The following is a 25,038-nucleotide window of genomic DNA, read 5'->3' as shown; positions in this document are numbered from 1 at the left end:
TCTTCAACTTCGGGAGGAACCAAGCTTGAGAGGCATCGTCAATCCGATCGTACCCGGCTTCTATGCCGATCCGGAAGCGCGGACCTATGAAGGGCGCCACTGGATCTACGTCACCCGCTCCATTACGGAGTACACGAAGCAAATGAATTTGGACGCGTTCAGCTCCGAGGACCTCGTCACCTGGGAGAAGCACGACGGCATCATCGCGATGGAAGATTTCCCGTGGGTGTGGCGGGCCGTCTGGGCGCCGACCATCATCGAAAGCAAGGGCCGCTATTACCTCGTGTTCGCGTCGAACGACATCCAGAACGACGACGAGACCGGCGGCCTCGAAATCGCCGTCTCGGACACGCCGGAAGGCCCGTTCCGCGGGTACCTGGGCAAGCCGCTCGTCGACCGGTTCATTCACGGCGCCCAGCCGATCGACGCGCATCTGTTCAAGGACGACGACGGCACGATCTACTTGTACTACGGCGGCTGGAGCCACTGCAACGTGGCCAAGATGAACGACGACCTGACGGGCTTCGCGCCGTTCGAGAACGGCGAGCTCCATCTCAGCATTACGCCGCAAGGCTATGTGGAAGGCCCGTGCATGGTCAAGAAGGACGGCCTGTACTATTTCATGTGGTCCAAGGGCGGCTGGACGAACGGCACGTACAGCGTCGACTACGGCGTCAGCGAAAGCCCGCTCGGTCCGTTCGCGCCGAAGGGCACGGTGCTGCAGCGCCAGGAGCCGATCGCCGAAGGCCCGGGCCATCACGGCTACCTGCATCTGCCGGAGACGGACGAGTGGCTGATCGTATACCACCGCCGCATCATCGGAGACCGGGATCCCGGCAGCCGCGTGCTGTGCATCGACCGGATGGACATCGGCGACGGCGTCATCCGGCCGGTGACCATGACGAACGCCTGGTAAGCGCGGAATAGCGCTTAGCGCGCGACATCGCGCCGGCGCCCGGTTCCCGATTACCGCGAGAACGACATAAACCCCTGCTTCGCGCCGCGAAGCAGGGGTTTTTACGCGGCGCGGCGGAACCGCCGGTCAGACGGTGCGCGACAGCTTCCGGAACTGCAGCGCGCTCATCCCTTCCCACCGTTTGAAGATCCGGCTGAAATAATGAAAATCGTCATAGCCGACGAGGAGCGAGATCCGCTCGATCGTGTCGTCGGTTTCGCGGAGCAGCCGCTTCGCTTCCTGGTGGCGCACCGACTGGACGAACTTGTTCGGCCCGATGCCCATCAGCGCCTTGAATTGGCGGCTCATGTAATCCTCGTGCACGAGCAGGAATTTCGCCATCTCCGCGCTCGTCCATTTGCGGCTGCAGTGCCGCCGGATCTCGTCCGCGAGCTGGAGCAGCCGCTCTTCGTGTTTGGGCTGCGGCGGCTGCCGGGCCTCGCCGCCGCGGCGGGCCAGCAGCGCGACGAGGTGGAGCAGCATCGCCTTGCACGCGGCGTCGTAGCCGGCCTGCCGCTCGTTCCACTCCTGGATGACGCCTTCCAGGAGCGCGACGATCCGGCCCGATACGTTGGCGAAGCAGTAGCCGGCCAGCAGCGGCTTGTCCGCCAGATAGGGGACGGCGCTGAAGGCGCCCGGGTCGATCTGGCTCTCGTCGACGATGAAGCGATGGCTCGCGACCGTCCGGTCGAAAAAATCGAAATGGATGCCGAGCAGCTCCGCGTTCGGCTCCGAGCGGATTTCGACGGTGTGGGGAATCCACGGGGGCAGGACGAGCAGCGTGCCCGCCCGGGCGAGATGCCGCTCGCCGCCGATCGTCGCGGCGATTTCGCCGTGCTTGACGAAGAGCAGCTCGAAGTCGTAGATGCGCCGTTTCCATTGGAACGACGGCGCGCGGACGTGATGCCGCGCCCAATGGACGGCGGGCGATAACTCCCGCAGCGTGCAAGGCCGCGGCTTGGCGTAGGAGGAAGCTTCCACAATCGTCACCACCGGTCGGAAGATTTACGGAAAAGTCCAAAAAGCGGTCAGTTTTATGTAAATCCATGCGGTTAGGAGAATGGTACCATGTAAGCGCATTCCCATACAAGGGTGCGAAAGGAGCGAATGTAGCCATGAATACGCAGCAGTTGTTTCAATTAACCGGACAAGTCGCGCTCGTGACGGGAGGCGCGGGAGGACTCGGACTCGTAATGGCGCGGACGCTGGCCGAGGCGGGGGCGGCCGTCGTCGTGACGAGCCGCGCGTTCGCGAAGGCGGAGGAAGCGGCGGCCGGCCTTCGGGCGTCCACGGGCGCCGACGTGACCGGGCTCGAGGCGGACATTTCCGGCTTTGCCGGCGCCGAGGCGATGGTCCGGACGGTCATGGAGCGGCACGGCCGCATCGATATTCTCATTAACAACGCGGGCACGAACATTCGCAAGCCGATCGAGGAGTACGACGAAGCGAGCTGGGATCTCGTCGTCGGCGCGAATTTGAAATCGCCGTACCTGTGCGCGCGCGCCGTGACGCCGATCATGAAGGAGCAGCGCTACGGACGCATCATCAACATGGGCTCGATGCTCGGCGCGGTCGGCTTGCCGGAGCGCTCGGCGTACTGCGCCAGCAAGGGCGGCGTCATTCAGCTGACCAAGGTGCTCGCGCTGGAGCTGGCGCCGTTCAACGTGACGGTCAACGCCCTCTGCCCGGGACCGATCGCCACGGAGCTGAACACGGTCGTCATGAACAATCCGGAAGCGAACCGCTTCTTTATCGAACAGATCGCGCTGGGGCGTTGGGGCAAGCCGGAGGAGATCGCCGGCCCGATCCTGTTCCTCGCTTCCGCCGCGTCCAGCTTCATGACCGGCGCGGCGATGACCGTCGACGGCGGCTGGACGGCGAAATAATCGGCGCCATACACGGCTCAATAAGCAGCGAAAGAAACGAGGAAAACGGCCTCTGACTCATTCCGAATCGAAAGGGTGAAGGATAGATGCGGATAGGATTATCGATGTACGGCACGACTTACGCGATGGGGCTGCATCCCCGCGCGGGACGCAAGGCCATGACGGCCGAAGGCGTCATGGCCTGGGCCATGCGGGCCGGGCTGCAGGGCGTGGAGCTTCCGGACAACCTGCTGGCCCAATCCGACCTGCCGGCGATCGCGCGGCTGACGAAGGAGCAGGGCTTGTACGTGACGGTCGCCTCGGGCGGCTACGACCCGGCCAAGCTGGCCGAAGCCTGCCGGATCGCGGAGGCGGCCGGCGCGCCCATCGTGCGCACCGTCGTCGGCGGCGCGCGCATCGGCGGCGACCGCCGTCCGCTGGCGGGACGCTGGGGCGCCTTCATGGCGGACGTGCGCGAAGGGCTCGCGGCCGCGACCGAGGCCGCGGAACGCGCGGGCGTCACGCTCGCGCTCGAGAACCATCAGGATCTCGCGTCCGAAGAGCTGCTTTGGCTGTGCGAGTCGATCGGCTCGCCGCATTTCGGGCTGACGCTCGATACCGGCAATCCGCTCGCGACGGCGGAGGAGCCGATCGACTTCGCCCGCCGGATCATGCCGCATATCCGCAACGTGCACCTGAAGGATTATTGGATCTATCCGAGCGAGGAAGGGTTCCGGCTCGTGCGCAGCCCGATCGGACAAGGCGCCGTCGACTTCCCGGCGCTGTTCGCGCTGCTGCGCGAGCACGGCCCCGCGGACCTGCCGATGTCGATCGAGATCGGGGCGCTGGAAGCCCGGCATATCCGCGTGCTCGCGGACGATTACTGGCCGGAGTATCCGAGCCGTTCCGCGCGGCAGCTGGCCGAGCTGCTGCGCTTCGTCCAGTCCCACGCGCGGCCGGCCGGCGACTGGCGGACGCCGCACGAGCGGGAGGCGGCGCCGGAAGCGGTCGCGGCTTACGAGCGCGCGCAGCTGCGGACCAGCATCGCGTACCTGCTGCCGCTCGTCGCCGAGCGCGAAGACGAGGAGGAGGCGGTATCGTGATCATCGATCTGAACGGCAAGGTGGCGATCGTCACCGGCGCGGGGAGGGGAATCGGGCGCCAGATCGCGCTGACCTTGGCGCAGGAGGGCGTCCGGACGGTCGCCCTCGACGTCCGCCAGGAGCAGCTCGACGAGCTTCGCGAGCTGTTCGCGCAGCGGGAATTGGCCGGCGCCCAATATTTATGCGACGTCCGGGACGCGAAGGCCGTACAAGAAGTCGTGGAGGACGTGCAGCGGCGCTTCGGCCGCATCGATATTCTCGTCAATAACGCGGGCGTCGCGAGCGGCGGGCCCGTGGAATCGCTCGGCGAGGAGATCTGGGACCTCAACATGGACGTCAACCTGAAGGGGACGTTCCTCATGTGCAAGGCCGTGGCGCCGGTCATGAAGGCGCAGCGGCAAGGGCGAATTCTGAACGCCGCTTCCTTCGCCGCGATCGTGCCGTCTTACGGCAGCGCCGCGTACGCGTCGTCCAAGGCGGCGGTCAAGCAGTTCACCCGCGTGCTGGCGGGCGAGCTCGGCCCGTGGAACGTGACGGTCAATTGCTACGCGCCGGGGATGATCCCGACCGACATGAACCATTTCGCGGAGCAGAGCGAGGAGCGCCAGAACCGGCTGCTGGACACGCTGACGCTGCGCCGCTGGGGCAGCAAGGACGACGTCACGAACCTCATCTGCTTCCTCTCGTCCGACCTCGCTTCTTACATTACGGGCACGATGATCGACGTCAGCGGCGGCAAGCTGGCGACGCAAATCCCGGCGGTCGCGTACGAAGCCGCGGCGCCGAAGGATGTGAAGGCGCAGTGAACGGGATCGGCGTAGCCGGCAAGACGGTGCTCGTGACGGGCGGCGCCCAGGGCATCGGGCGGGCGATCGCGGAGCGGTTCGCCGCGTACGGCGCGCGAATCGCGATCGCGGACGTGAACGAGGAGGCGGGCGCCGCGCTTGCGCGGACGCTGGCCGAAGCAGGGCGGGAAGCGCTCTTCGTCCGCTGCGACGTCTCGCGCTTGGACGAGGTGCGCGGCCTGGCGTCCGAAGTACGGGCGAAGCTCGGCCCGGCGGACGTGCTGGTCAATAACGCCGGCATTTTCCCGCGGGCGGATTTAATGGGCACCGACGAAGCGTTCTGGGAGCGGATTATGGGTATTAACTTGAAGGGCGCTTACCTGATGTGCCAGGCTTTCGTCCCGGGCATGATCGAACGCGGGGGCGGGAGCATCGTCAACATCGGCTCGACGCATGCCCGAAGCGGCGACCCGGCGGCGATGGCGTACGCGGTCTCCAAGGGCGCCGTCGTGACGCTCACGCGGAATTTGGCCAAGGGACTGGCGAAGCACGGCATTCGCGTCAACTGCGTCCAGCCGGGCTGGGTCGCGTCGGAAGGCGAGACGTCGCGGCTGCGCGCAACCGGCACGGACCCCGACAAGCTGTTCGCGGAAGCGTCCGCCCGCCTGCCGATGGGGCGCATCCAGACGGGCGAGGATATCGCGGACGGCGTGCTGTTCATGGCGTCGGGGCTCAGCAGCCAGGTGACCGGCCAGGTGCTCACGGTGGACGGGGGATTGAGCCTGCGATGACCAGCATGTTCTCGTTGACAGATCGTTCGGGGCGGGAATATACTTCTCATTGTACGATCGTTCAACGAAAGCCGGAGGGAACCGAATGACCCAAATCAGCCGAAAAGAACAGGCGACCGCAACGAGAGAAAGGCTACTGGAAACCGCTAAAGGCTTGTTCGCGGAGATGGGGTATCACGGAACGCCGGTTCGTGCGATCACGAGGCAAATCCGAAAAGGCGACGGTATTTTGTATCATTATTTTCCCGGCGGGAAGCAAGAGATCATGGCGGTCCTGCTGCGGGAAAGTTTTGAACACCGCGTGCGCGAAATCAAGCAATTGACGAACGAGACGATCGAGCACCTGCCGCTGCGCGAGGCGCTGCTGGCCATTCTGGGCAAGATCAACGAGCTGTTCCTGAACGACCTGGATCTGATGCGCATCCTGTTTCGCGAGAACGATCTGCTCGACCTCGCCGAAGCCAAGCAGCTGGCGTCCATGATGTCCGAGCGGGTGGACTCGATCGCGGACTTCCTGCGGCGCAGGCACGGGAAGGGCGAGATCCGGCAGATGAATTTCACGCTGGCGGCCCGCCAGCTGCTGTCGATGTGGATGCAGCACTCGTACAGCTCCATCATCGGCATCAAAGTCGTGTCGGAGCCCGACGCGTGCGCCTACATGGAAGAGCTGGTCGACTTCGCGTTAAGCCTCTGGCAGCCGCCGGGGGACGGGAACGGGACAACCGAATAAGTCGTTTTGCTTGCCGTTTTCGGAAGAAACTCGCATCGCCGCCTGCACGGGCGGCGTTCCCGTTTCTTCCTTGTTCGTTACGCGCGCGTGCGATCGTTCGCCGAACGAAGAACCGAAGCGCTTCGCCGGGCGTCCGCCCGGGTTAGGCGAAGGCTTAACAACAATGGCATTGAAGGTGATGAAAGCAATGTTTTGGTCAAAATTATTGAATCGGCGGTTCCTGCTGTTCACGCTGCTGCTGCTGGTCAAGGGAAGCCTGGTCATGTACGTCGTGTTCGACATCGGCTTCTCGTGGGAGACGCTGGTGACGGAGCTTCCGTTCATCTGGATCGTCTTCTGCTGCATCGAACTGACCGCCCGCAAGCGAAAGATGCTCTATTATCTCTTATCCGATCTTCTGATTACGCTGCTCTATTTTACCGTCGTCATCTATTACAAGTATTACGGCGTCATCGTCACGTACCACGCGCTTCACCAGGCCGACAAGGTGACGAAGGTAGGGGAGAGCACGTATTCGCTGCTGGATCCGTACTACCTGCTGTTCTTCATCGATATCGTGATCCTGGGGGCCGTGCATTTCTGGCCGAAACGGAAGGCCGCTTCCGAGCCGTCGTTCGCGCCGCACTGGCGTCCCCGTCCGACCCGCAGAATGGCCCTGTACGCCATGATCGCCGCTTCGATCGGGCTGTGCGTCTTCAACATCTGGCCGAACCGGGCGAGCATGAACGAGAACAAGCAGGCGGAGGACATGGGCATCCTCAACTACGAGGTGTACACGCTCTTGTCCGATTCCACCGAGAAGCAGGACGTCGTGCCGATGCAGGACATCACGCAGGCCAAAATCGACGAGCTGAAGGGCTTCCGGGAGCCGGCTTCCCCGAAATATTTCGGCGCCACCAAAGGAAAGAACCTGATCATCCTGCAGATGGAGTCGTTCCAGGATTTCCTCATCGGATTGAAAATCAACGGTCAGGAAGTAACGCCGAACTTGAACAAGCTCGTTCAGGAAACGTTCCATTACGACCGCTTCTATACGATGGCCGGCCAAGGGACGACGTCCGACGCCGAGTACGTCGTCAATACGTCGCTTTACGTGCCGCATCACGAAGCCGCGACGGACAAATACGTCGAGAAAGCCTTGCCGAGCCTGCCGAAGCTGATGCACGCGAACGGGTACGATACCGCGACGTTCCACACGAACGACGTGCATTTCTGGAACCGCAGCGAGCTGTATAAGTCCATCGGCTGGGACCGGTATTACGATCAGAAGTTTTACGGCGACGAGGACCACATCGCGTTCGGGTCGTCGGACGAAATCCTGTACGCCAAGACGATTCCGGAGCTGCAGCGCATGGACCAGGCCGATAAACCGTTCTACGCGCAGGTCATCTCCATGAGCGCGCATCACCCGTACAAGATTCCGGAGTCGAAGTACAAAATGACGCTGCCGGAAAACATGGAAGACACGCTCGTCGGCAATTACATCCATGCCCAGAACTACGCGGACTACGCGCTCGGCGCCTTTATTCAAGACCTGAAGAACACCGGCCTGTGGGACGACAGCGTGATTCTTATGTATGGTGACCACCAGGGTCTCCCGATATACTCGCTGAGCGGCGACGAGAAAGACATGCTGAAGGATATGCTGGGCCACGAATACGGCTATCCCGACATGTTCCGGATTCCGCTGATCATGCACGTGCCGGGAGTGACGTACGGGTCCGCGCAGCATGACGTCGGCGGCCAGATCGACATTTTGCCGACGGTCGCGAACCTGCTCGGCGTCTCGACGGCGAACCAGATTCATTTCGGCGAAGACTTGCTTAACCAAAGCTCGAACCTGCTGCCGATGCGCCACTTCCTGCCCACCGGTTCGTTCATCACGGACGAGAACATTTTCGTGCCCGGCAAGGAATATCAGGACGGCACGAACTTCCCGCTTCCGGGCGAGACCGAGACGACGCCCGCGACGCACGCGCAGTACGAGCGGTCGCTGCGGCTGCTGAACCTGGCGGACAGCTTCGTATCGCAGCTGCCGAACAAGGACGGAAGCCCGAACGAGTAGAGGGCCGATTACGGTTGGCTTCATGCCCGCTCGTGAGGATCCGATTCATTCGCTTATCGCGGACCCCAGCTTAGACCCGCACCGAGAGCCGCATACGCACGCAAGGCAGACGAGGCATGGCCTACATGGGAGGGGACGCAGATGCGATACGGCACTATTCCCGGAACGGATTTGAACGCCGCGGTCATCGTCATGGGCACCGCCGGCTTCGGCGGCGGCATGACGGAGGCGGAAGCCTTCCGGCTGTTCGATCTCTACGTGGAGCAAGGCGGCAATTTTTTCGACACGGCGCTCGTGTACGACGATTGGCTGAACCAAGGCCGAAGCCTGACGGAGATCCGGCTCGGCAAATGGCTGAAGGAACGCGGCAACCGCGGACGGCTCGTGCTCGCCACCAAGGGCGGGCATCCCGAGCTGTCGTCGATGCATATCGGCCGGCTCGGCCGGGACGATCTGATCGCCGACGTCGACCGGAGCCTCGGCCAGCTGGGGACGGACGTCATCGACCTGTATTGGCTGCACCGGGACGATCCGGCCGCGCCGGTCGCGGGCATCATGGAAGCGCTGGACGGGCTGGTCAAGGCCGGCAAGATCCGCAGCATCGGCTGTTCCAATTGGACCGTGGCGCGCATCGAGGAAGCGCGGGCTTACGCCGAGGGTAACGGGTTGACGCCGTTCGCCGCGAGCCAGCCGCTGTGGAATATGGCGGTCGTCAATCCCGGCTCCATTCGCGATACGACGCTCGTCATCATGAGCGAAGCGGACAAGGCGTATTTCGAGCGGACGGGGATGGCGGTGATTCCGTTCTCTTCGCAGGCGAACGGGTTTTTCGGCGGACGCTACGCCCGCGATCGCGAAGCGGGCGGCCAAGGCAGCGCGGAGGCCGTCGAGCGGCAGTATTTCAGCGACGCCAATTTCGGCCGGCTCGAGCGCGCGCAGCGGCTGGCGGCCGAGCTCGGGACGACCGGCTCCGCCATCGCGCTGGCGTATCTGACGTCGCAGCCGTTCCCGGTCTTCCCGATCATCGGGGCGACGAAGCCGGAATACGTGCGCGACAGCTGCGCCGCCGGGGAGTTGACGCTGACGCCGGCGCAAGTGCGTTACTTGGAAACCGGCGAATAAGCCGAGAGACCGATGCCGGCTGCGGAATGCGGCAGACCGCCCGCCGGCCGGAGTCGACACGCCAACCTAACCGTTTTGCCATTGAAAAAGCCCGACGGCCCATGCGGCCGCCGGGCTTTTTTTCGTGCGCGGGCGGGGCCTTCGGCGCAGGCCGTTCCCGCGGGGGTGCCGGCGTCGCGGCAATCTAGTATACTGGGGGTACGCAAGTTGAAGGATGGAAGGAGAAAGCGGCATGAGCAGTTATGTGGAACAGGCAAACGGCGTATTCCCGTCCGTGTGCTCGCTGGATTGCCCGGATCAGTGCGGCCTGCTGGTTCATAAGCAAGACGGCGTCATCGTCAAAATCGAAGGCGATCCCTCGCATCCCGTCACGCAGGGGGCGATTTGCAATAAAGTACGGAACATGACCGCGCGGATCTACGACGAGAAGCGGCTGCGGTACCCGCTCAAGCGAACCGGCCCCAAGGGAAGCGGCCAATTCGAGCGCATCGGCTGGGACGAGGCGATCGCGACGATCACGTCCCGCTGGAAGGCGATCATCGCGGAGGAAGGCCCGGAGGCGATCCTGCCGTACAGCTTCTACGGCAATATGGGCCGCGTCAACACGGAAGGCATGGGGCGGCGCTTTTTCAACCGGATGAACGCGAGCCGCTTGATCTACTCCATCTGCGAGGCGGCCGGCACCGTCGGGTACGCCTACACGATGGGCGGCAGCTACGGCACGGATCCGGAGGAGAGCGTCCATGCCAAGCTAATTATCATGTGGGGCGTCAATGCGGTCAGCACGAACATGCATCAGGTGACGCTGGCCGAGAAGGCCCGGAAGAACGGCGCCACGGTCGTCGTCATCGACGTCCACCGGAACCGGACCGCCAAGTGGGGCGACTGGTTTATCCCGGTGCGGCCGGGCACGGACGCGGCGCTGGCGCTCGGCGTCATGCACGTCCTGTTCGCGGAAGGGCTCGTCGACGAGGCGTTCATGGCGGCGAACACGGTGGGCCATGAAGAGCTGCGCGAGCACGTGAAGACGTACTCGCCCGACTACGTCTCCGGGATCACCGGCGTGCCCGCGGCGGACATCGTCAAGCTGGCCCGCCTATACGGCACGATAGACGGCTCCGCGTTCATCCGAATCGGCAACGGTCCGCAGCATCACGACAACGGCGGCATGACGACCCGGGCGATCGCCTGCCTGCCGGCGCTGACCGGCCAGTGGCTGAGGCGGGGCGGCGGCGCGATCAAGGGCAACGGCGGCCATCTGGCGCTGAACCAGCGCGCGCTGGGACGTCCCGATCTGAAGCCGAAGGCGCTTGCCCGGCCGCGCGACATCAACATGAATCTGCTTGGCGAGGCGCTGGAAGACGAAGCGAAGCCGATCCGCTCGCTGTACGTGTACAACGCGAACCCGGCCGTCGTCGCGCCGAACGCGGGCAAGGTCCGGGAAGGGCTGGCGCGCGAGGACTTGTTCACGGTCGTGCACGAGCTGTTCCTGACGGAGACGGCCGCCTACGCGGACATCGTGCTGCCGGCGACGTCGGCGTTCGAGAATACGGACGTGTATTCCTCTTATTGGCATCATTACGTGCAGATTCAAGAACAGGTCGCGGCGCCTTACGGCGAAAGCAAGTCCAACACGGACGTCTTCCGGCTGCTGGCGCAGGCGATGGGCTACGAGGACGAGGCGCTGCGGGACAGCGACTACGACATGATCGCGCAAGCGTTGGACAATCCGGCGAACCCGGGATTGCGGGACATCACCTTGGACGCGCTGCGGGAGAAGCAGTTTGCCAAGGCGGACGTCCGGCCCGTCCTGGAGGGCAAGCTCCGCACGCCGAGCGGCCGGATCGAGCTGTATTCGGCCGCCATGGAGCGGCAAGGATTCCCGCCGTTGCCGACCTACATGCCGCTCGTCGAGGAAGGGACGCATCCGTTCCTGTTCATTCCGACGGCGAACCATAACTTCCTCAACTCGACGTTCGCGCATAACGGCAAGCACGCGGCGATGGAGAAGACGCCGAAGCTGTACATGAACGCCGCCGACGCGGAAACGCTCGGCATTCGCGACGGGGACGCGGTGAAGGTGTGGAACGGGCGCGGCGAATGCGAGCTGACGGCGGCCGTCGGGGAAGACGTGCTGCCGGGCGTCGTCGTCAGCCAAGGACTATGGGCGGACGGCAAGGACCGCAAAGCCGTCGTCAACGCGCTGACGCCGGACCGCGTCGCCGACATGGGGCAGGGCGCGACGTTTTTCTCCGGGCGCGTCAGCGTCGCGAAAGCCGTGTAGCGGCTCGTACTTTATTTTTGTAAGCTGCTTGACATTATTAACTGTAACTCATATAATTACAGTATCGAAAGGGAAACGGGACGGCGAGCAAAGGCAGCCATTTGCGAAGCGTCCCCTTTTCCCGCCTATACTGTAACTGAGATAAGTACAGTTCTGGTGCTTCCAAAAATCGAAGACGGGTGGTGCTTGACGATGAGCTTTGCGATCGGCGATTGGGTACAAGGCAGAACGAAAGACGGAGAAATGATTCAAGGATTCATCGCGTCGCTGAATGAACAGCGGAACATCGCGACGGTCCATGTCGTACAGTCGGATCATGACGCCGCGGTAGGCACTGCGGTCGCCGTGCTGAGCAGTTGGCTGAAGCCGCAGCCGACGCTGGAGGTGCTGGACTACGAAGGCCCGCTGCTCGATTTCATCGAGCTGGCGCTCGCGACGCGGGACGCCGAATGGTTCGCGGAGCTGACGGAACGGCTTCGCGCGATCGCGCAAAAGCAGGAGCAAAACGGCGAAGAAGGCGCGCCGGTCCTGCATGGCCGCAACCGCCTCGGCCAAATCTTCTGAATGTAGATGAGGCGTTCACATAGAGAAGACCGGAATGGAGGGTTCCGGTCTTTTCGTCATGTCCGGACGGGAGTAAAATATACGTATTCATGTTCGAAATCGGGGAGGCGTCCGGCATGAGTTTACGGGTTCAAATGGATGAGCGGTACTTGCGGGTGGAGCACGTCACGACGGATCTGCAGCGCGCGCGCACGGGAACGCTGACGAACCGCCACCGGCATCCGGTGTTCCACTTCATGTACGTCACGGAAGGCGAAGGGAGCTTTCTCGTCAACGATCGGATCACCAAAGCGGAGCCCGGCTTGTTGTACATCATCCAGCCCGGCGAATGGCATCAGTTCCACGGCGACCCCGAACGGCCGCTGCATAACGCGGAATGCACCTTTCTCCTGCGCGACGAGGCGGACAACGCCGTGCGGGCCGATTTTTTCGACTGGCTCGAGCGGCGCAGAGGGGTGCGCGTGCCCGCGGCGATGCGGGAGCACCCGATCGCCGTGCCCGCGCGGCTGCGTCCGTTCCTGCTGGAAGGGTTCGCCCGGCTGCTCGATCCGGAGCACCGGTTCTCCACGCCGGATCGGAAGTCGCTTCTGGTGGCGGATCTGATGCTGCGCGCGGAAGAAGTGGTCTGCCGGCTGATCGCGGCGGACGCCGTGCCGGGGCGTCCGGGCAACGCCGAGGAGATCGACGCGCTCAAGCGCCATCTGTCCGCCCGGATCGCCGAGCCCGTCCGCTTGGAGGAGCTGGCCGAGCTGGTCCATTGGACGCCGAATTATCTGTGCCGCGTGTTCAAAGCCCATACCGGCTTGTCGCCGTTATCGTACCTGCTGCGGCTGCGCATGACCGAAGCGGAGAAGCTGCTCCTCTATACGGACCATCCCGTGGCCGCGATCGCCGGGATGCTCGGCTACGACGACCCGTCGTATTTTGCGCGCTTGTTCCGCAAGCACAGCGGGCGCGCGCCCGGGGCGTACCGAAGAGGATAAAATCGTCCGCATTCGCGCGGGTTTTGTATCTTCCGCCATGAACGCGCCGCTGGTAGCATGGAGGTAGAAGCGGCAAGTCATTCTACGATTCGGAGGCATGCGGACATGCGGTTGACGGTGGAGCAAATCATCGCGTATCAGACGGAAGGGTATCTGATCGTGCCGGAAGTGCTGAGCGAGGCGGACCTGCGGCCGGTTATCGGCGAGCTGGAGCGGGAGATCGACGAAAGGGCGCGGCGGCTGTTTTCGGAAGGCAAGCTGAAAGCGCTTTATGAAGAGGAGCCGTTCGAGCGGCGCTATGCGTTCCTGTACCGGGAATGCCGCGAAATCGGCAAAGGGTTCGATATCCAGCACCTGCTCGGCGAGGCGATGTTTCGCCATCTGGGCAGCGAGAAGCTGCTGGACGTCGCGGAATGCCTGCTCGGCAGCGAGATCAGCTGCAATCCGATCCAGCATCTTCGGGCGAAGCTGCCATCGGCGTACGCGGGGGACGAGCCGGATTATTTTCAGAACGTGCCGTGGCATCAGGACTGCGCGGTCACGACGCCGGATTCCGATGCCTCCGAGATCATCACGTTCTGGATGCCGCTCGTGGACGCGACCGCGGAGACCGGCTGCATGGAAGTCATGCCGGGCGCGTTCAAGCAGGGCTATCTCGACCACCGCGCGGAAGGCGGCACGATGATCGATCCCGCCAAGCTGCCTGAGATCGTGCCGGTCCGGGCGGAATGCCCGAAGGGCAGCCTCGTCATCATGAATAAGTACACGCCGCATCGCGGAATCGGCAACCGGTCCGGCATCGTCCGCTGGTCCATCGATCTGCGCTACCACAAGACGGGGGCGAACTCCGGCCGTTCGTTCCAGCCGTCCTTCCCGGTTCGCAGCGCGCGCGACCCGGAGAGCGTGCTGCGGGACGCGGGGGAATGGCGCCGTCTGTGGCGGGAGGTCTCGGAGGCGAAGGGACAAAAGCTGCACCGCGTGTAGGCCGGCGCCGGCGCGAAGAAAGATCCGTCCGGCGCTTCGGCGTCAGACGGGTCTTTTCGCTTTGCGGTACGCGAGCGGCGCCATGCCCTTGCGTTCGCGGAAAATTTTGGCGAACGTCTTGTAGGACCCGAAGCCGACCTCGAGCGCGACCTCGACGACGCTGTAATCGGTGGAGACGAGCAGCGAGGTGGCGTGGCGCAGCCGCAGGTCCTGAAGGAAGTGGACGAACGTCTGGCCGGTCTGCTCCTTGATCACCTCGCTGATCCGCGAGGCGCTCATGGCGAAGCGCTCCGACAGCCTGGACAGCGTGACGTCCTCCTGGTAATGGCGGTGGAGATGATGAAGGATCGGCCAGACGGAGGCGCCCTTCTTGATCGGCGGCGCGGCGATCGCCGCGTCGGGCCGGTGCTTGCGCCGCTCGCGGTCGAAGCAGATCAGCAGCTCCTTCAGCCGGGCTTGCAGCATCGGGAGCCGCCAAGGCTCGCCGCCTTCGTACTCGCGCATCATGTCGTCGATGAGGAACCGCGTCCGCTCCGCCATCGCGCCGGTAAACGTCGTGTACGGCGGCAGCGCGCTCGGCTCGATCAGCTCCGCCAGCCCGTCGCCGTGGCCGCCCGCGTCCATCAGCAGATCCATGCTGAACATGCAGTTGTACAGCAGCAGCGTGCTTCCGGGCTCCGTGAACAGCTCGTGCACCTGGTACGGCTGCACGAAGGTGAACGTACCCGGCACCATGTCGTGCCGGACGTCGTTGACGGCTTCGGAGCCGCGGCCGGAGATGACGTACGACAGCTCCAGGAAATCGTGGCGGTGCGCCCGGAAGCCGCGTTCGAGGGCATGGACGCCGATATGGAACGGGAACGGGCCGTCCGCGTTCGGATAAGTTTTCAAATAGTCCGGAAAATGGGTCATGGAAAGGCGATCCTCCGAAGAATTGGGACGTTTATCGAAATATGAGACAAGCTTTTTTCTAGGTTCTACTTTATCATAGAATCGTTACGCGCGTATCAGGCGGCAGACATCCGGAGAGGAAGATGGAGCAATGGCAGTACGGATCGGCATCATCGGCGCGGGGAATATTGGAAGCGTTCACGCATCGCAATTTTCGCAGCTGCGCGACGCATGCGAAATCACGGCAATCACGGACTTGTACTTGCCGTTGGCGGAGCAGCGGGCGGCGGAGTTCGGCATACCGGGCGTACCGGAATCGCCGGAGGCGCTCATTCAGAGCCCGAACGTCGACGCGGTCATCATCGGCGTCCCGAACCAATATCACGCGGAGTTCGCCGTCCGGGCGATCGAAGCGGGGAAGCACGTGCTGCTGGAGAAGCCGATGGGCATCAACGCGGCCGCGGCCAAGCAGATTCTGAAGGCGAGCCAGGCGTCCGACAAGGTCGTCATGATCGGGCATCAAATGCGCTGGGAATCCGTGCCGATGCAGATCAAGGAGCAGATCGACCGCGGCGAGCTCGGCCGGATCTACACGGCCAAGACGGGCTGGTTCCGCCGCAAGGGCATTCCGGGCTGGGGCACGTGGTTCACGCGCATGGACCAGTCGGGCGGCGGCCCGCTCATCGATATCGGCGTCCATATGCTCGACCTCGCGTTGTACCTGATGGGCAACCCGAAGCCGGTCTCGGTCTTCGGCTCGACGTACGCGGAATTCGGGCCGAAGCGCAAGGGCATCGGCACGTGGGGCAAGCCGAACTGGAGCGGCGTCTACGACGTCGAGGACCTGGCGACGGCAATGATCAAGATGGAAGACGGCAGCACGCTGACGCTGGAAGTGAGCTGGGCCGTTCACATGGACACGGACAACACGCCGTTCGTTCATTTGATGGGCACGGAAGGCGGTGCGAGCTACCGCGGCGCGACGGGCAAGCTGCTCACCGAGAAATTCGACAAACCGCTGGAAACGCCGCTGTCCCGGCCCGAGAACGACGAGAGCGAGCGGCTTCGCCTGAGCCGCCACTTCATCGATTGCATCCTGACGGGCAAGCGGCCGATCACGTCGGCGCTGACGGGCTACACGAACAACCTGGTGCTCGACGCGATCTACGAATCGTCCCGCACCGGCCACGAAGTCAAGCTGGACTGGAACCTGTAAGGCGCGATTCCCGCGCAGCCCGAATCTCTCATTCCGAATCTATCATCACCAATCTCTCATCCCGAATCTATCGAATCGACGGAGGCTGATCGAATATGTTAAAAGGACTTTCCCGCGCCGGGCTCGGCGACATCGGCAGCGACGAACGCTTCATCGCGCTGGCCGGCGAATACGGCTTTCAGACGGTCGACATCGACGCCAAAGGCTTGATCGACCGCAACGGACTCGAAGGCGCCCGCAAACTGCTGGCGGACAGCGGCGTCGCGATCGGCTCCATCGGCCTGTCGGTCGAATGGCGCCAATCGGAAGAGAAGTTCCGCGCCGGCCTCGCCAAGCTGGCGGAGGAAGCCGCGGCGGCGGCATCGCTCGGCGTCCGCAACTGCTGCACGTACGTGCTGCCGGCCACGGATTACAAGGCGGCGCACTTCGCGGTCATCGCCACGCGCCGGCTGCGTACGTGCGCGCAAATTCTCGGCGCCTACGGCATCCGCCTCGGCTTGGAGTTCGTCGGCCCGCATCACCTGCGCACGGCGTGGGCGAATCCGTTCCTTTGGTCGATGGACGAAACGCTGGATTGGATCGCCGCCATCGGCGAGCCGAACGTCGGCCTGCTGTTCGACGCGTACCACTGGTACACCAACGGCCATAGCGTGGCGGACATCGAAGCGCTGACGCCGGACCAGCTCGTGCATGTCCACGTCAACGACGCGCCGGACGTGCCGGTGGAAGAAGCGCGCGACAACGGCCGCCTCTACCCGGGCGAAGGCGTCATCGATCTCGCCGGTTTCCTGAAGGCGTTGAACGCGATCGGCTACAAGGGCTCCGTGACGCAGGAAATCCTGTCGGCGGAAGCGCCGTCCGGCTCGCCGGAATCGCTGCTGGCGCGTTCGAAGGCCGGCTTCGATAAAGTGTACGCGGCGGCAGGCCTGGCGTAAGCCTCGAATCGCCGCAGCACAGCTGAGCCCCGCGGGGCGGCTTCGGCCGCTTTCGCGGGGCTTTCCTGCGTCCGGCGAGGCGGGAAGGCGCCCGCTCCGGTCACCCGCCGATTCAACATTCGGTCACGGCTGTGCTACAATGAATCTATGAAAACGCCATCGCAAGAAGGGGAGACGGGAATCATGATGAACGTAATCGAGGCGATCCGGACGAGAAGAAGCATCGGCAAAGTGACGCAGGAGCCGATCGCCAAGGAAACGATCGAACTGATTTTGGAAGCGGGCATTTGGGCGCCGAACCACCGGCTGACGGAGCCGTGGCGCTTCTTCGTGCTGAGCGGGGACGGGCGCCGGAAGCTCGGCGGCGCGCTGGCGTCGATCGCGGTCGCGCAGGCGGCGGAAGGGCTCGACGCGGCGGCGTTGGAGGCGAAGGCCGAGGACGCGCGCAAGAAGGCGCTGCGGGCGCCGGTCGTCATCGCCGTCGCCGTGGAGCCGGCCGAGCGCAAGGACGTCATCGAGCTGGAGGAATACGGCGCCGTCAACGCGGCCATTCAGAACATGCTGCTGACGATTCACGCCCTCGGCCTTGGCGCGGTATGGAGAAGCGGCGAGCCGTGCTACCACCCGCTCATGAACGAAGCGTTCGGCCTGCGTCCGCAGGACAAGATGCTGGGCTTTATTTATTTGGGCGTGCCCGACATGGCGGCGCCCCAGGCGAAGCGCGCATCCGCGGCCAGCAAGACGACGTGGATCGGGCAGTAAGACGTCACGATATCGATAAGAAGGCGCGCGCCGATCCCGGAAGGGTCGCGCACGCTTTTTTTGTTCTTGCGCCGGCGACCGGCGGATGAGCGCCCCTTGGAGCCGGGCGATTTCGGACGAAGCAGTCGCCGGTCCGCTCCCGCCCGCATAAGATACAGCATACGCCCATACCGGCCGAGAGGAGTTTCCACGATGCCCTTGTCCTTCGAACGCGATCTGCGAGCCGTCGTCATGCTGCTGGCGCTGCTGCTTTACGTGCTGCTCGTCGCGCTCCTGGCGGTTGCGCTGTTCTGAACCGCTGCGCGCGCCCCGCAAGCCATTTCCCGGCCCTCCGCGCCGCACCGGGCGCGCGGAGGGCTTTTCGGCGCGTCCAACGCGTCCGCGGGCCCGAAGCATGCCAGCGCTGGCATAAAGCGCCCGCCGCAGACGCATACTTCTTAAAAGACCAACAAGAGGAGGGCACGATCATCGCAACCAAGAGCGCAGGACAACCCAAGTATAAAAAGATGACAATGTCGCCTAAAGAATATCAAAATTTCGCCAAAAACCGGGAGCCGTCCCGTTCCGTGCTGGCCAACTGCGTGCGGGCGTTCCTCGTGGGCGGCTTGATCAGCATCGTGGGACAAGCCATCTCCGAGGCGTTCATGTACGGCTTCCATATGTCGCGGACGGAGGCGGGCAACCCGACCGTCGCGGTGCTTATTCTCATCTCGGTCATCCTGACCTGCCTCGGCGTATACGACAAGATCGCCCAATGGGCCGGCGCCGGCACCGCCGTTCCGGTTACGGGCTTCGCCAACTCCATGTGCTCCGCGGCGCTGGAGCACCGGGCCGAAGGACTCGTGCTCGGCGTGGGCGCGAACATGTTCAAGCTGGCCGGCTCGGTCATCGTCTACGGCGTCGTGGCCGCGTTCTTCGTCGGGCTGGTCTACTTCATCTTCGGGATCGGAGGGCACTGACCATGCTGCGCGGCAAACAAACGTGGTGGTTCGAACAGCGGCCGGTCATCATCAGCTCGGCGACGGTCGTCGGGCCGGACGAAGGCGAAGGGCCGCTCGCGGCCGATTTCGATCTCGTCCATCCGGAGCTGGACATGCAGCAGAAGAGCTGGGAGAAGGCCGAGCGGCTGCTGCTGGAGCAGGCGTCCGACATGGCGCTCGAGAAGGCGAAGGTGAACAAGCAGCAGCTGCAGTTCTACGTCGGCGGCGACCTGATGAACCAGATCATCAGCAACAGCTTCGCGGCGCGGACGATCGGCGCGCCTTACCTCGGCGTGTTCGGCGCCTGCTCCACGTCCATGGAGTCGCTCGCCATCGCCTCGCTGATCGTCAATTCCGGCTCCGGACAGTACGTGCTCGCGGGCACGTGCAGCCATAACTGCACGGCGGAGAAGCAGTTCCGGTACCCGACGGAATACGGCTCCCAGAAGCCGCCGACCGCGCAGTACACCGTGACGGGAGCGGGCGCGGTCGTCGTGGCGCCGGAGGGCGAGGGGCCGGTCGTGCAATGCGCGACGATCGGGAAGATCGTCGATCTCGGCATCACCGATCCGTTCAACATGGGGGCGGCGATGGCGCCGGCGGCGGTGGATACGCTGACGATGCATTTCAACGACACGGGCCGGCAGCCGAAGGATTACGACCTGATCGTCACCGGGGACCTGGCGTCCGTCGGGCACGCCATCGCGACGGATTTGCTGGCACGGGACGGCATTCCGATGCAAGACACGGTGTTCGGCGACTGCGGGCTGATGGTGTTCGACGTGGCGAAGCAGAAGGTGCAGGCGGGAGGAAGCGGCTGCGCCTGCTCCGCCGTCGTCACGTACGGCCATCTGCTGAAGCGGCTCATGAAGGGCGAGCTGAAGCGCATCCTCGTCTGCGCGACGGGCGCGCTGCTCTCGCCGCTGTCGTACCAGCAGGGCGAGTCGATCCCGTGCATCGCCCACGCCGTCGCGATCGAAAGTCCGATGCACAATTAACGGAGAAAGGAGCGGTACTGCATGATTTATTTGTGGGCTTTTCTCGTCGGCGGCGGCATCTGCGTGATCGGCCAGCTGATGTTCGACGTCGCCAAGCTGACGCCGGCGCACACGATGGCGACGCTCGTCGTGGCCGGCGCGGTCGTCGACGGCATCGGCTGGTACGACCCGCTGGTCAAATTCGCGGGCGCCGGCGCGACCGTGCCGATCACGAGCTTCGGCAACTCGCTCGTGCACGGGGCGCTGACGGAGCTGCACCGCGACGGGTGGATCGGGATCATCACCGGCATCTTCGACATCACGAGCGCGGGCATATCCGCGGCGATCATTTTCTCGTTCCTGGCGGCGCTCGCCGTCAGGCCGAAGGGCTAACGAATTGGATAGAACGGCGCAATTGGAGGTTCCTGTGGGAATCTCCAATTTTTTTTGGCGCCGCTGCGGCTGTACGGGGCTCCCATTATTCTGTAAAATAATAGGACTAGCATTTGCACTCATGTTCCAGCAATTTTTCCGGGAGGAATGTTCATGGAGACTCGTACAGCGGAATACCGGTTAAGCAATGAAATCCGCCGCAATCTGGAAAGCTGCATCCTGGGAAAACAAACCGAAATCGAGCGGCTGCTCACGGCGCTTCTGGCCGGCGGCCACGTGTTGATCGAGGACGTTCCGGGCACGGGCAAGACCCAGCTCGTGAAGGCGCTCGCGCGTACCATCGGCGGCCAGTTCCGCCGCATCCAATGCAATCCCGACCTTCTTCCCTCGGACATCACGGGGGTTTCGATCTACCATCCCAAGAATGAAACGTTCCTGTTCCGTCCGGGCCCGATCATGGCGAACCTGGTGCTCGTCGACGAGATCAACCGCGCCACCACGAAGACGCAGTCCGCGCTGCTGGAGGCGATGGAGGAGCGGCACGTCACGGTCGACGGCGATACGTACGGCCTGCCCGTCCCCTTCACGATGATCGCGACGCAGAACCCGATCGAGTTCGACGGCACGTATACCTTGCCGGAAGCGCAGCTGGACCGGTTCATGATGAAAATCTCGCTCGGCTATCCGGACGCGGCGACGGAGCGCCAGATGATCGTCTCGCCGAACGCCACCTCGCCCGCCGAGCTGCTGGAGCCCGTCGTGACCGCCGCGCAGGTCGCGCTCATGATGGAAGACGTCAAGCGGGTTCACCTCGACAACGCCGTGGCCGATTACATCATCCGCATCGTGCGCGGCACGCGCGAGCATGCCGGCGTTCAGCTGGGCGCAAGCCCGCGCGCGGCGATCTCGCTGACCGCCGCGGCGAGGGCGTACGCCTACCTCCAGGAGCGCGACTACGTCATTCCGGACGATATCAAGCTGCTGGCGTCCCCGGTGCTCGCGCACCGGATCATTCTGCACACGGAGTCCCGCATGAACGGCTTGACGACGGAGGACGTCGTGCAGGCGGTCGTCCGCGAGACGAGCGTGCCCGTGCGCATGGAGCGTTGACGCCCATGCTGACCGCGAAGGCAACGATACTCCGGTGGCGGCTGATCGGCTTTTTGTACGTCGCCTCCTTGCTGTTCGTGCTTTTCCAAGGCGGCAAGACGTCGCTCATGCTCTTTTGCATTTTCAACGTGCTGCTCGTCTATCTCGTGTTCGGCCGCTGGAGCGGCATCGCCCAAGTGTCCGGAGAGCGCCGCCTGATCGGCGGGACGGCCGCGACGAGCGACCAGCCGCTCGTCGCGGGCGCGCGGGTCGAAGTGAACCTCGACGTCCAAATTCCCGGCTTCTGGCCGATCCCGTACGTGCTCGTGCGCGACCGGCTGGTCGCCCAGAACGGCAACGCCGTCCCGTTCGAGGCGTCGTTCGTGCCGAATTACCGCCGCGCGGGAACGATCCAGTACACCACGCCGCCGCTGGAGCGCGGCGTCTACCGGTTCGAGTCGACGCAGTGCTCCACGCGCGATATCTTCGGGCTGTTCGAGCATACGGGGACGTTCGATTCGTCCGTGCCGTTCAGCGTGTATCCGCGCACGGCGGCCATCCGCGACTGGCGGCAGATGAAGTACGGCTCGAAAGGGCCGTTCTCCACCTCCGCGTCGCGTTCCTCGTCGAAAGAAACGACGCAGATCAACGGCGTCCGCGAATATATTTACGGCGACCGGCTGTCCCGCATCCACTGGAGCGCGACGGCCAAAACCGGCCAATGGAAATCCAAGGAATTCGAGCGGGAGTCGCTGCCGCGCATGATCGTCATGCTGGACCGCTACTTCGGGGCGTACGAGAAGCCGGACCAATTCGAGTTGGCCGTCTCCGCCGCGGCTTCGCTGCTCGACTTCGGCTTCCGCCGTTCCACGGCGGTCGGGCTCATCTCGGTCGGCGCCAAGCATGAAGGCTACGCGCCTCAAGCCTCCGCCGATCAGCGCGAGCTCATGCTGAAGCATCTCGTGCGCGTGCAGGCGGACGGCGACCAGCCGTTGTACCGGGCGGTCCGCCAGTCGGGCGCGCTGGCGGCGGCGGGCTCGATCGTCATCATCGTCAGCCCGCAGTCGGGCGAGGAAGTCGTGCGCGCGATGGAATGGCTGAACCGATCGGGCGCCGTGCCGGTCCTGATCCATCTGAAGCGGCCGGACGAGGAACGCGCCAAGGTCAGCGACATCCGGGCGGGCGAGTGGCTGCGGCTGCTGCGCCGAAGCGGCTTCGCCGTGTATCAGGTCGGCAAGCTCCAAGAGCTGCCCGAGGCGCTGGAAGGAGGCCGGCCATGACGACGATTCGACGCTCGGCCGTCCGCTGGCTCGCCGACGATCTGTACCGCAAGGCGTCCGCCTGCTTCGCGGCGCTCCTGATCTATCAATGGATCCGCTGCCTCGGCGATTACTGGTGGAGCGAAACGTTCGCGATCGTCAACGGCGTGCTGCTCGCCGCGGCGCTGGCGAACGTCCTCGTCCCGTCCAAGACGCTGTCGGTCGGGGTGCAGCTGATCGCGCTCGCCGGGCTCAATCTGGCGTATTCCGATTTTCAATGGGCGGCCTTCGGGGGCAGCCGCCGTTCTCTGCGGGACTGGTCCTATTGGTTCGGCCATCAATTCGACCAGCTGACGCCGTTCATCTGGATCAGCCTCGGCGTCCTGGCCGTCTTCCACGTCATCGTGCTGCTTCGCCGCAGGCGGAGCTATATTCTGCTGCTGACCGGCGCGGCGGTGCTGTCGCTCGCGGTGGCGGACTCGATCCTGACCCCGATTTACCTCTGGGAAGAGATCGCGTGGATCGTGTTTATCGGCCTCGGTTGGCTGGTGGCGAGCCATTTCGCCGGCTTCAAGCGGCGCCATCCGGACAATTGGGAGCAGCTGCTCGAATATCCGCTCAGCCTGTTCCTGCCGATTCTGCTGATTCTGACGCTCGTCATGGCCGCCGGCCTGTTCGTGCCGACGGTGAAGCCGGTGCTGACCGACCCGTATACGGCGTGGAAGGAATCGCGCGGCGAGGCGGTGCCGTCGTTCGTCGGCGACAAGGCGATCACGGTCGCCACGACCAAGAACAACGCCGATACGCGTTCCGGCTACAGCCGCAACGACAGCGTGCTCGGCGGCGGCTTCACGTTCGATTACACCCCCGTCATGGAAGTGACGACGACTCTCAGAAGCTACTGGCGGGGCGAGACGCGGTCGCTGTACAACGGCACCGGCTGGCTGGAATCGGCGGAAGAGCGGGCCGAAGACCAGCAGCCGAACGTCGGCGGCGGGCAGGCGCTGAAGGCGAACGGCCTTCCCGCGTCCACGAAGACGGAAACCGTCGAGCAATCCATCACCATGGTCCGCAAGGACAAGTTTCCCGTCCTGTTCGGCGCCGGCCCGATCGCGAAGGTGACCTCGATCAACGGCAGCGCGGACGGCTTCCCGGCGTTGAACTGGCTGCCGGATTCCTGGGAGCTGCGGCTGCCCCGGTCGTCGTCGTCGAGCTATCCGAAGTCGTACGAGCTCCAATCGAACGTGCCGATTCTGGACGAGAAGGCGCTGCGCGCCGGCGCCGCGGCGGAAGCGGGGGCCGGCATGAGCGCGATTTACCTGCAGCTGCCCAAGGAGCTGCCGGACCGCGTCAAGACGCTGGCGCGGGATCTCACCCGGGACGCGGCGACGCCGTACGACAAGGTGCTGGCGCTTATCAGCTACCTGCAGATGAACTACACGTACACGAACACGCCCGATTTGAGCCGGAAGTCCAGCAAGGACTTCGTCGATGCGTTCCTGTTCGAGATCAAGGAAGGCTACTGCGATTATTTCTCCACGAGCCTGGCGGTCATGTCGCGCTCGCTCGGCATTCCGGCCCGCTGGGTGAAGGGCTATTCGTCCGGCAGCGTGCCGGGCAACCCGAGCTTCGACCAGCTGCAGGGCATGCCGGGCGGCCCGCCGGTCGATCCCGACGGGCCGGGCACGTACACCGTCCGGAACGCCGACGCGCATTCCTGGGTCGAGGTGTACTTTAACGGCTACGGCTGGCTGCCCTTCGAGGCGACGCCGGGCTTCTCGTACCCGTACGCGATGCCCGAGGACGAGCCCGCGACCGTAACGCCGGTCGAGCCGGCGGACGCGGGCAGCGCGGACGCCGCCCCGGTCGACCAAGACGGCGGGTTCGCCGTGAAGCCGTGGATGTTCTGGACGGCGGCCGGCCTGCTGGCACTGGCGCTCGCGGCGTACGGCTACCGCGCCTACCCGGCGCTGCTCCGCCGTTACCGGGGCGTCGGGGATTCCGTCAACGCGCGCGTCGTCTACGAGACGAACCGGCTGATCCGGCACTGCCGCAAGAAGGGCCTCGAGGTGCAGAAGAACGAGACGGTCCGGGAGACGATGAGCCGCTGGTCGGCCCGCCTGACCTCGCTTCAGCCGCAGTTCGCGGCCGTGCAGCAGGCGTTCGAGAACGCGATGTACAGCAGCCGGCAGATGACCGAGGAGGAAGCGGAGCGCGCATCGGCGTCGATGAAGCAGATCCGCGAGCACTTGGGCTGACCGGGCAACGAAAGGCCGGCGAAGGCGCGCAACCGCCTTCCCGGCTT

General features: G+C 64.2%; 23 protein-coding genes. 21 read left to right on the top strand and 2 right to left on the bottom strand.

Features of this window, described 5'->3' with window-relative positions:
- Positions 1 to 25 precede the first annotated feature (25 nt).
- Entirely contained in the window at positions 26 to 916 is an 891-nt protein-coding gene (locus tag BMZ79_RS08590) for a glycoside hydrolase family 43 protein (protein ID WP_256252604.1), read from the top strand.
- 126 nt (positions 917 to 1,042) lie between these two features.
- Here the strand turns inward: BMZ79_RS08590 and BMZ79_RS08585 are convergent, their stop codons facing one another.
- On the bottom strand, positions 1,043 to 1,945 hold the full coding sequence (locus BMZ79_RS08585; protein WP_256252603.1) for an AraC family transcriptional regulator: 903 nt from the start codon (positions 1,943 to 1,945) through the stop codon (positions 1,043 to 1,045).
- A gap of 125 nt (positions 1,946 to 2,070) precedes the next feature.
- On the opposite strand from BMZ79_RS08585, the gene BMZ79_RS08580 reads away from it, so the two are divergent.
- The 11 genes from BMZ79_RS08580 to BMZ79_RS08530 all read left to right on the top strand — a co-directional run bounded on the left by BMZ79_RS08580 (position 2,071) and on the right by BMZ79_RS08530 (position 14,231).
- A complete protein-coding gene (locus tag BMZ79_RS08580) occupies positions 2,071 to 2,841 on the top strand; it encodes an SDR family NAD(P)-dependent oxidoreductase (RefSeq protein WP_090638651.1) in 771 nt (256 codons plus the stop codon).
- 86 nt (positions 2,842 to 2,927) lie between these two features.
- A complete protein-coding gene (locus BMZ79_RS08575) occupies positions 2,928 to 3,923 on the top strand; it encodes a sugar phosphate isomerase/epimerase family protein (RefSeq protein ID WP_090638648.1) in 996 nt (331 codons plus the stop codon).
- Complete coding sequence (locus BMZ79_RS08570) at positions 3,920 to 4,729, top strand: SDR family NAD(P)-dependent oxidoreductase (protein WP_090638646.1); 810 nt, start codon at positions 3,920 to 3,922, stop codon at positions 4,727 to 4,729. The genes BMZ79_RS08575 and BMZ79_RS08570 overlap by 4 nt, the downstream gene beginning before the upstream one ends.
- Positions 4,726 to 5,499: an SDR family NAD(P)-dependent oxidoreductase gene (locus BMZ79_RS08565; protein ID WP_090638643.1), complete on the top strand. Its 774-nt coding sequence runs from the start codon at positions 4,726 to 4,728 to the stop codon at positions 5,497 to 5,499. The genes BMZ79_RS08570 and BMZ79_RS08565 overlap by 4 nt, the downstream gene beginning before the upstream one ends.
- A gap of 85 nt (positions 5,500 to 5,584) precedes the next feature.
- The gene (locus tag BMZ79_RS08560) at positions 5,585 to 6,229 is read left to right on the top strand and encodes a TetR/AcrR family transcriptional regulator (protein WP_090638641.1); all 645 of its coding nucleotides are present in this window, start codon (positions 5,585 to 5,587) and stop codon (positions 6,227 to 6,229) included.
- 187 nt (positions 6,230 to 6,416) lie between these two features.
- On the top strand, positions 6,417 to 8,294 hold the full coding sequence (locus BMZ79_RS08555; RefSeq protein WP_371263652.1) for an LTA synthase family protein: 1,878 nt from the start codon (positions 6,417 to 6,419) through the stop codon (positions 8,292 to 8,294).
- A 141-nt stretch (positions 8,295 to 8,435) separates the two neighbouring features.
- Positions 8,436 to 9,416 carry an aldo/keto reductase gene (locus BMZ79_RS08550; protein ID WP_090638638.1) on the top strand — a complete coding sequence of 327 codons (981 nt, stop codon included), beginning with the start codon at positions 8,436 to 8,438 and terminating at the stop codon, positions 9,414 to 9,416.
- 232 nt (positions 9,417 to 9,648) lie between these two features.
- A complete protein-coding gene (locus BMZ79_RS08545) occupies positions 9,649 to 11,700 on the top strand; it encodes a molybdopterin-containing oxidoreductase family protein (protein WP_090638636.1) in 2,052 nt (683 codons plus the stop codon).
- Between the two features lie 192 nt (positions 11,701 to 11,892).
- Positions 11,893 to 12,264 (top strand): hypothetical protein, encoded by a 372-nt coding sequence (locus BMZ79_RS08540; RefSeq protein ID WP_090638633.1) that lies wholly within the window; start codon positions 11,893 to 11,895, stop codon positions 12,262 to 12,264.
- Positions 12,265 to 12,380: 116 nt separating this feature from the next.
- Positions 12,381 to 13,247: a helix-turn-helix transcriptional regulator gene (locus BMZ79_RS08535; protein WP_177222050.1), complete on the top strand. Its 867-nt coding sequence runs from the start codon at positions 12,381 to 12,383 to the stop codon at positions 13,245 to 13,247.
- A 105-nt stretch (positions 13,248 to 13,352) separates the two neighbouring features.
- Positions 13,353 to 14,231 carry a phytanoyl-CoA dioxygenase family protein gene (locus tag BMZ79_RS08530; RefSeq protein ID WP_090638629.1) on the top strand — a complete coding sequence of 293 codons (879 nt, stop codon included), beginning with the start codon at positions 13,353 to 13,355 and terminating at the stop codon, positions 14,229 to 14,231.
- 42 nt (positions 14,232 to 14,273) lie between these two features.
- Here BMZ79_RS08530 and BMZ79_RS08525 read toward each other — a convergent pair whose 3' ends face one another.
- A complete protein-coding gene (locus BMZ79_RS08525) occupies positions 14,274 to 15,143 on the bottom strand; it encodes a helix-turn-helix domain-containing protein (protein ID WP_090638626.1) in 870 nt (289 codons plus the stop codon).
- 130 nt (positions 15,144 to 15,273) lie between these two features.
- Between BMZ79_RS08525 and BMZ79_RS08520 the strand changes: the two genes are divergently transcribed.
- The 9 genes from BMZ79_RS08520 to BMZ79_RS08480 all read left to right on the top strand — a co-directional run bounded on the left by BMZ79_RS08520 (position 15,274) and on the right by BMZ79_RS08480 (position 24,991).
- On the top strand, positions 15,274 to 16,338 hold the full coding sequence (locus BMZ79_RS08520; RefSeq protein ID WP_090638625.1) for a Gfo/Idh/MocA family protein: 1,065 nt from the start codon (positions 15,274 to 15,276) through the stop codon (positions 16,336 to 16,338).
- 95 nt (positions 16,339 to 16,433) lie between these two features.
- Entirely contained in the window at positions 16,434 to 17,273 is an 840-nt protein-coding gene (locus BMZ79_RS08515) for a sugar phosphate isomerase/epimerase family protein (RefSeq protein WP_090638622.1), read from the top strand.
- Positions 17,274 to 17,459: 186 nt separating this feature from the next.
- Positions 17,460 to 18,035 carry a nitroreductase family protein gene (locus tag BMZ79_RS08510; protein WP_090638792.1) on the top strand — a complete coding sequence of 192 codons (576 nt, stop codon included), beginning with the start codon at positions 17,460 to 17,462 and terminating at the stop codon, positions 18,033 to 18,035.
- A gap of 506 nt (positions 18,036 to 18,541) precedes the next feature.
- Positions 18,542 to 18,994: a stage V sporulation protein AC gene (spoVAC, locus tag BMZ79_RS08505; protein ID WP_090638620.1), complete on the top strand. Its 453-nt coding sequence runs from the start codon at positions 18,542 to 18,544 to the stop codon at positions 18,992 to 18,994.
- Between the two features lie 2 nt (positions 18,995 to 18,996).
- Positions 18,997 to 20,013 (top strand): stage V sporulation protein AD, encoded by a 1,017-nt coding sequence (gene spoVAD, locus BMZ79_RS08500; protein ID WP_090638614.1) that lies wholly within the window; start codon positions 18,997 to 18,999, stop codon positions 20,011 to 20,013.
- Between the two features lie 21 nt (positions 20,014 to 20,034).
- Positions 20,035 to 20,385, top strand: coding sequence for a stage V sporulation protein AE (spoVAE, locus tag BMZ79_RS08495; protein ID WP_090638611.1), 351 nt, complete (start codon positions 20,035 to 20,037; stop codon positions 20,383 to 20,385).
- A 153-nt stretch (positions 20,386 to 20,538) separates the two neighbouring features.
- Positions 20,539 to 21,495 (top strand): AAA family ATPase, encoded by a 957-nt coding sequence (locus BMZ79_RS08490; RefSeq protein ID WP_090638609.1) that lies wholly within the window; start codon positions 20,539 to 20,541, stop codon positions 21,493 to 21,495.
- A 5-nt stretch (positions 21,496 to 21,500) separates the two neighbouring features.
- Positions 21,501 to 22,754 carry a DUF58 domain-containing protein gene (locus BMZ79_RS08485; RefSeq protein WP_090638606.1) on the top strand — a complete coding sequence of 418 codons (1,254 nt, stop codon included), beginning with the start codon at positions 21,501 to 21,503 and terminating at the stop codon, positions 22,752 to 22,754.
- A complete protein-coding gene (locus BMZ79_RS08480) occupies positions 22,751 to 24,991 on the top strand; it encodes a transglutaminase TgpA family protein (RefSeq protein WP_090638604.1) in 2,241 nt (746 codons plus the stop codon). The genes BMZ79_RS08485 and BMZ79_RS08480 overlap by 4 nt, the downstream gene beginning before the upstream one ends.
- Positions 24,992 to 25,038 lie beyond the last annotated feature (47 nt).

The sequence above is a fragment of the Paenibacillus sp. UNC496MF genome (assembly GCF_900113915.1).
GTDB lineage: Bacteria > Bacillota > Bacilli > Paenibacillales > Paenibacillaceae > Paenibacillus_Z > Paenibacillus_Z artemisiicola.
This window is presented reverse-complemented; position numbering and strand designations above follow the sequence as displayed.

Excerpts from the sequence above, each read along its gene's own strand:
- BMZ79_RS08580 (WP_090638651.1), top strand. The coding sequence starts at position 2,071 with ATGAATACGCAGCAGTTGTTTCAATTAACCGGACAAGTCGCGCTCGTG.
- BMZ79_RS08575 (WP_090638648.1), top strand. The coding sequence starts at position 2,928 with ATGCGGATAGGATTATCGATGTACGGCACGACTTACGCGATGGGGCTG.
- BMZ79_RS08560 (WP_090638641.1), top strand. The coding sequence starts at position 5,585 with ATGACCCAAATCAGCCGAAAAGAACAGGCGACCGCAACGAGAGAAAGG.
- BMZ79_RS08555 (WP_371263652.1), top strand. The coding sequence starts at position 6,417 with ATGTTTTGGTCAAAATTATTGAATCGGCGGTTCCTGCTGTTCACGCTG.
- BMZ79_RS08550 (WP_090638638.1), top strand. The coding sequence starts at position 8,436 with ATGCGATACGGCACTATTCCCGGAACGGATTTGAACGCCGCGGTCATC.
- BMZ79_RS08545 (WP_090638636.1), top strand. The coding sequence starts at position 9,649 with ATGAGCAGTTATGTGGAACAGGCAAACGGCGTATTCCCGTCCGTGTGC.
- BMZ79_RS08540 (WP_090638633.1), top strand. The coding sequence starts at position 11,893 with ATGAGCTTTGCGATCGGCGATTGGGTACAAGGCAGAACGAAAGACGGA.
- BMZ79_RS08535 (WP_177222050.1), top strand. The coding sequence starts at position 12,381 with ATGAGTTTACGGGTTCAAATGGATGAGCGGTACTTGCGGGTGGAGCAC.
- BMZ79_RS08530 (WP_090638629.1), top strand. The coding sequence starts at position 13,353 with ATGCGGTTGACGGTGGAGCAAATCATCGCGTATCAGACGGAAGGGTAT.
- BMZ79_RS08525 (WP_090638626.1), bottom strand. The coding sequence starts at position 15,143 with ATGACCCATTTTCCGGACTATTTGAAAACTTATCCGAACGCGGACGGC.
- BMZ79_RS08520 (WP_090638625.1), top strand. The coding sequence starts at position 15,274 with ATGGCAGTACGGATCGGCATCATCGGCGCGGGGAATATTGGAAGCGTT.
- BMZ79_RS08515 (WP_090638622.1), top strand. The coding sequence starts at position 16,434 with ATGTTAAAAGGACTTTCCCGCGCCGGGCTCGGCGACATCGGCAGCGAC.
- BMZ79_RS08510 (WP_090638792.1), top strand. The coding sequence starts at position 17,460 with ATGAACGTAATCGAGGCGATCCGGACGAGAAGAAGCATCGGCAAAGTG.
- spoVAC (WP_090638620.1), top strand. The coding sequence starts at position 18,542 with ATGACAATGTCGCCTAAAGAATATCAAAATTTCGCCAAAAACCGGGAG.
- spoVAD (WP_090638614.1), top strand. The coding sequence starts at position 18,997 with ATGCTGCGCGGCAAACAAACGTGGTGGTTCGAACAGCGGCCGGTCATC.
- spoVAE (WP_090638611.1), top strand. The coding sequence starts at position 20,035 with ATGATTTATTTGTGGGCTTTTCTCGTCGGCGGCGGCATCTGCGTGATC.
- BMZ79_RS08490 (WP_090638609.1), top strand. The coding sequence starts at position 20,539 with ATGGAGACTCGTACAGCGGAATACCGGTTAAGCAATGAAATCCGCCGC.
- BMZ79_RS08485 (WP_090638606.1), top strand. The coding sequence starts at position 21,501 with ATGCTGACCGCGAAGGCAACGATACTCCGGTGGCGGCTGATCGGCTTT.
- BMZ79_RS08480 (WP_090638604.1), top strand. The coding sequence starts at position 22,751 with ATGACGACGATTCGACGCTCGGCCGTCCGCTGGCTCGCCGACGATCTG.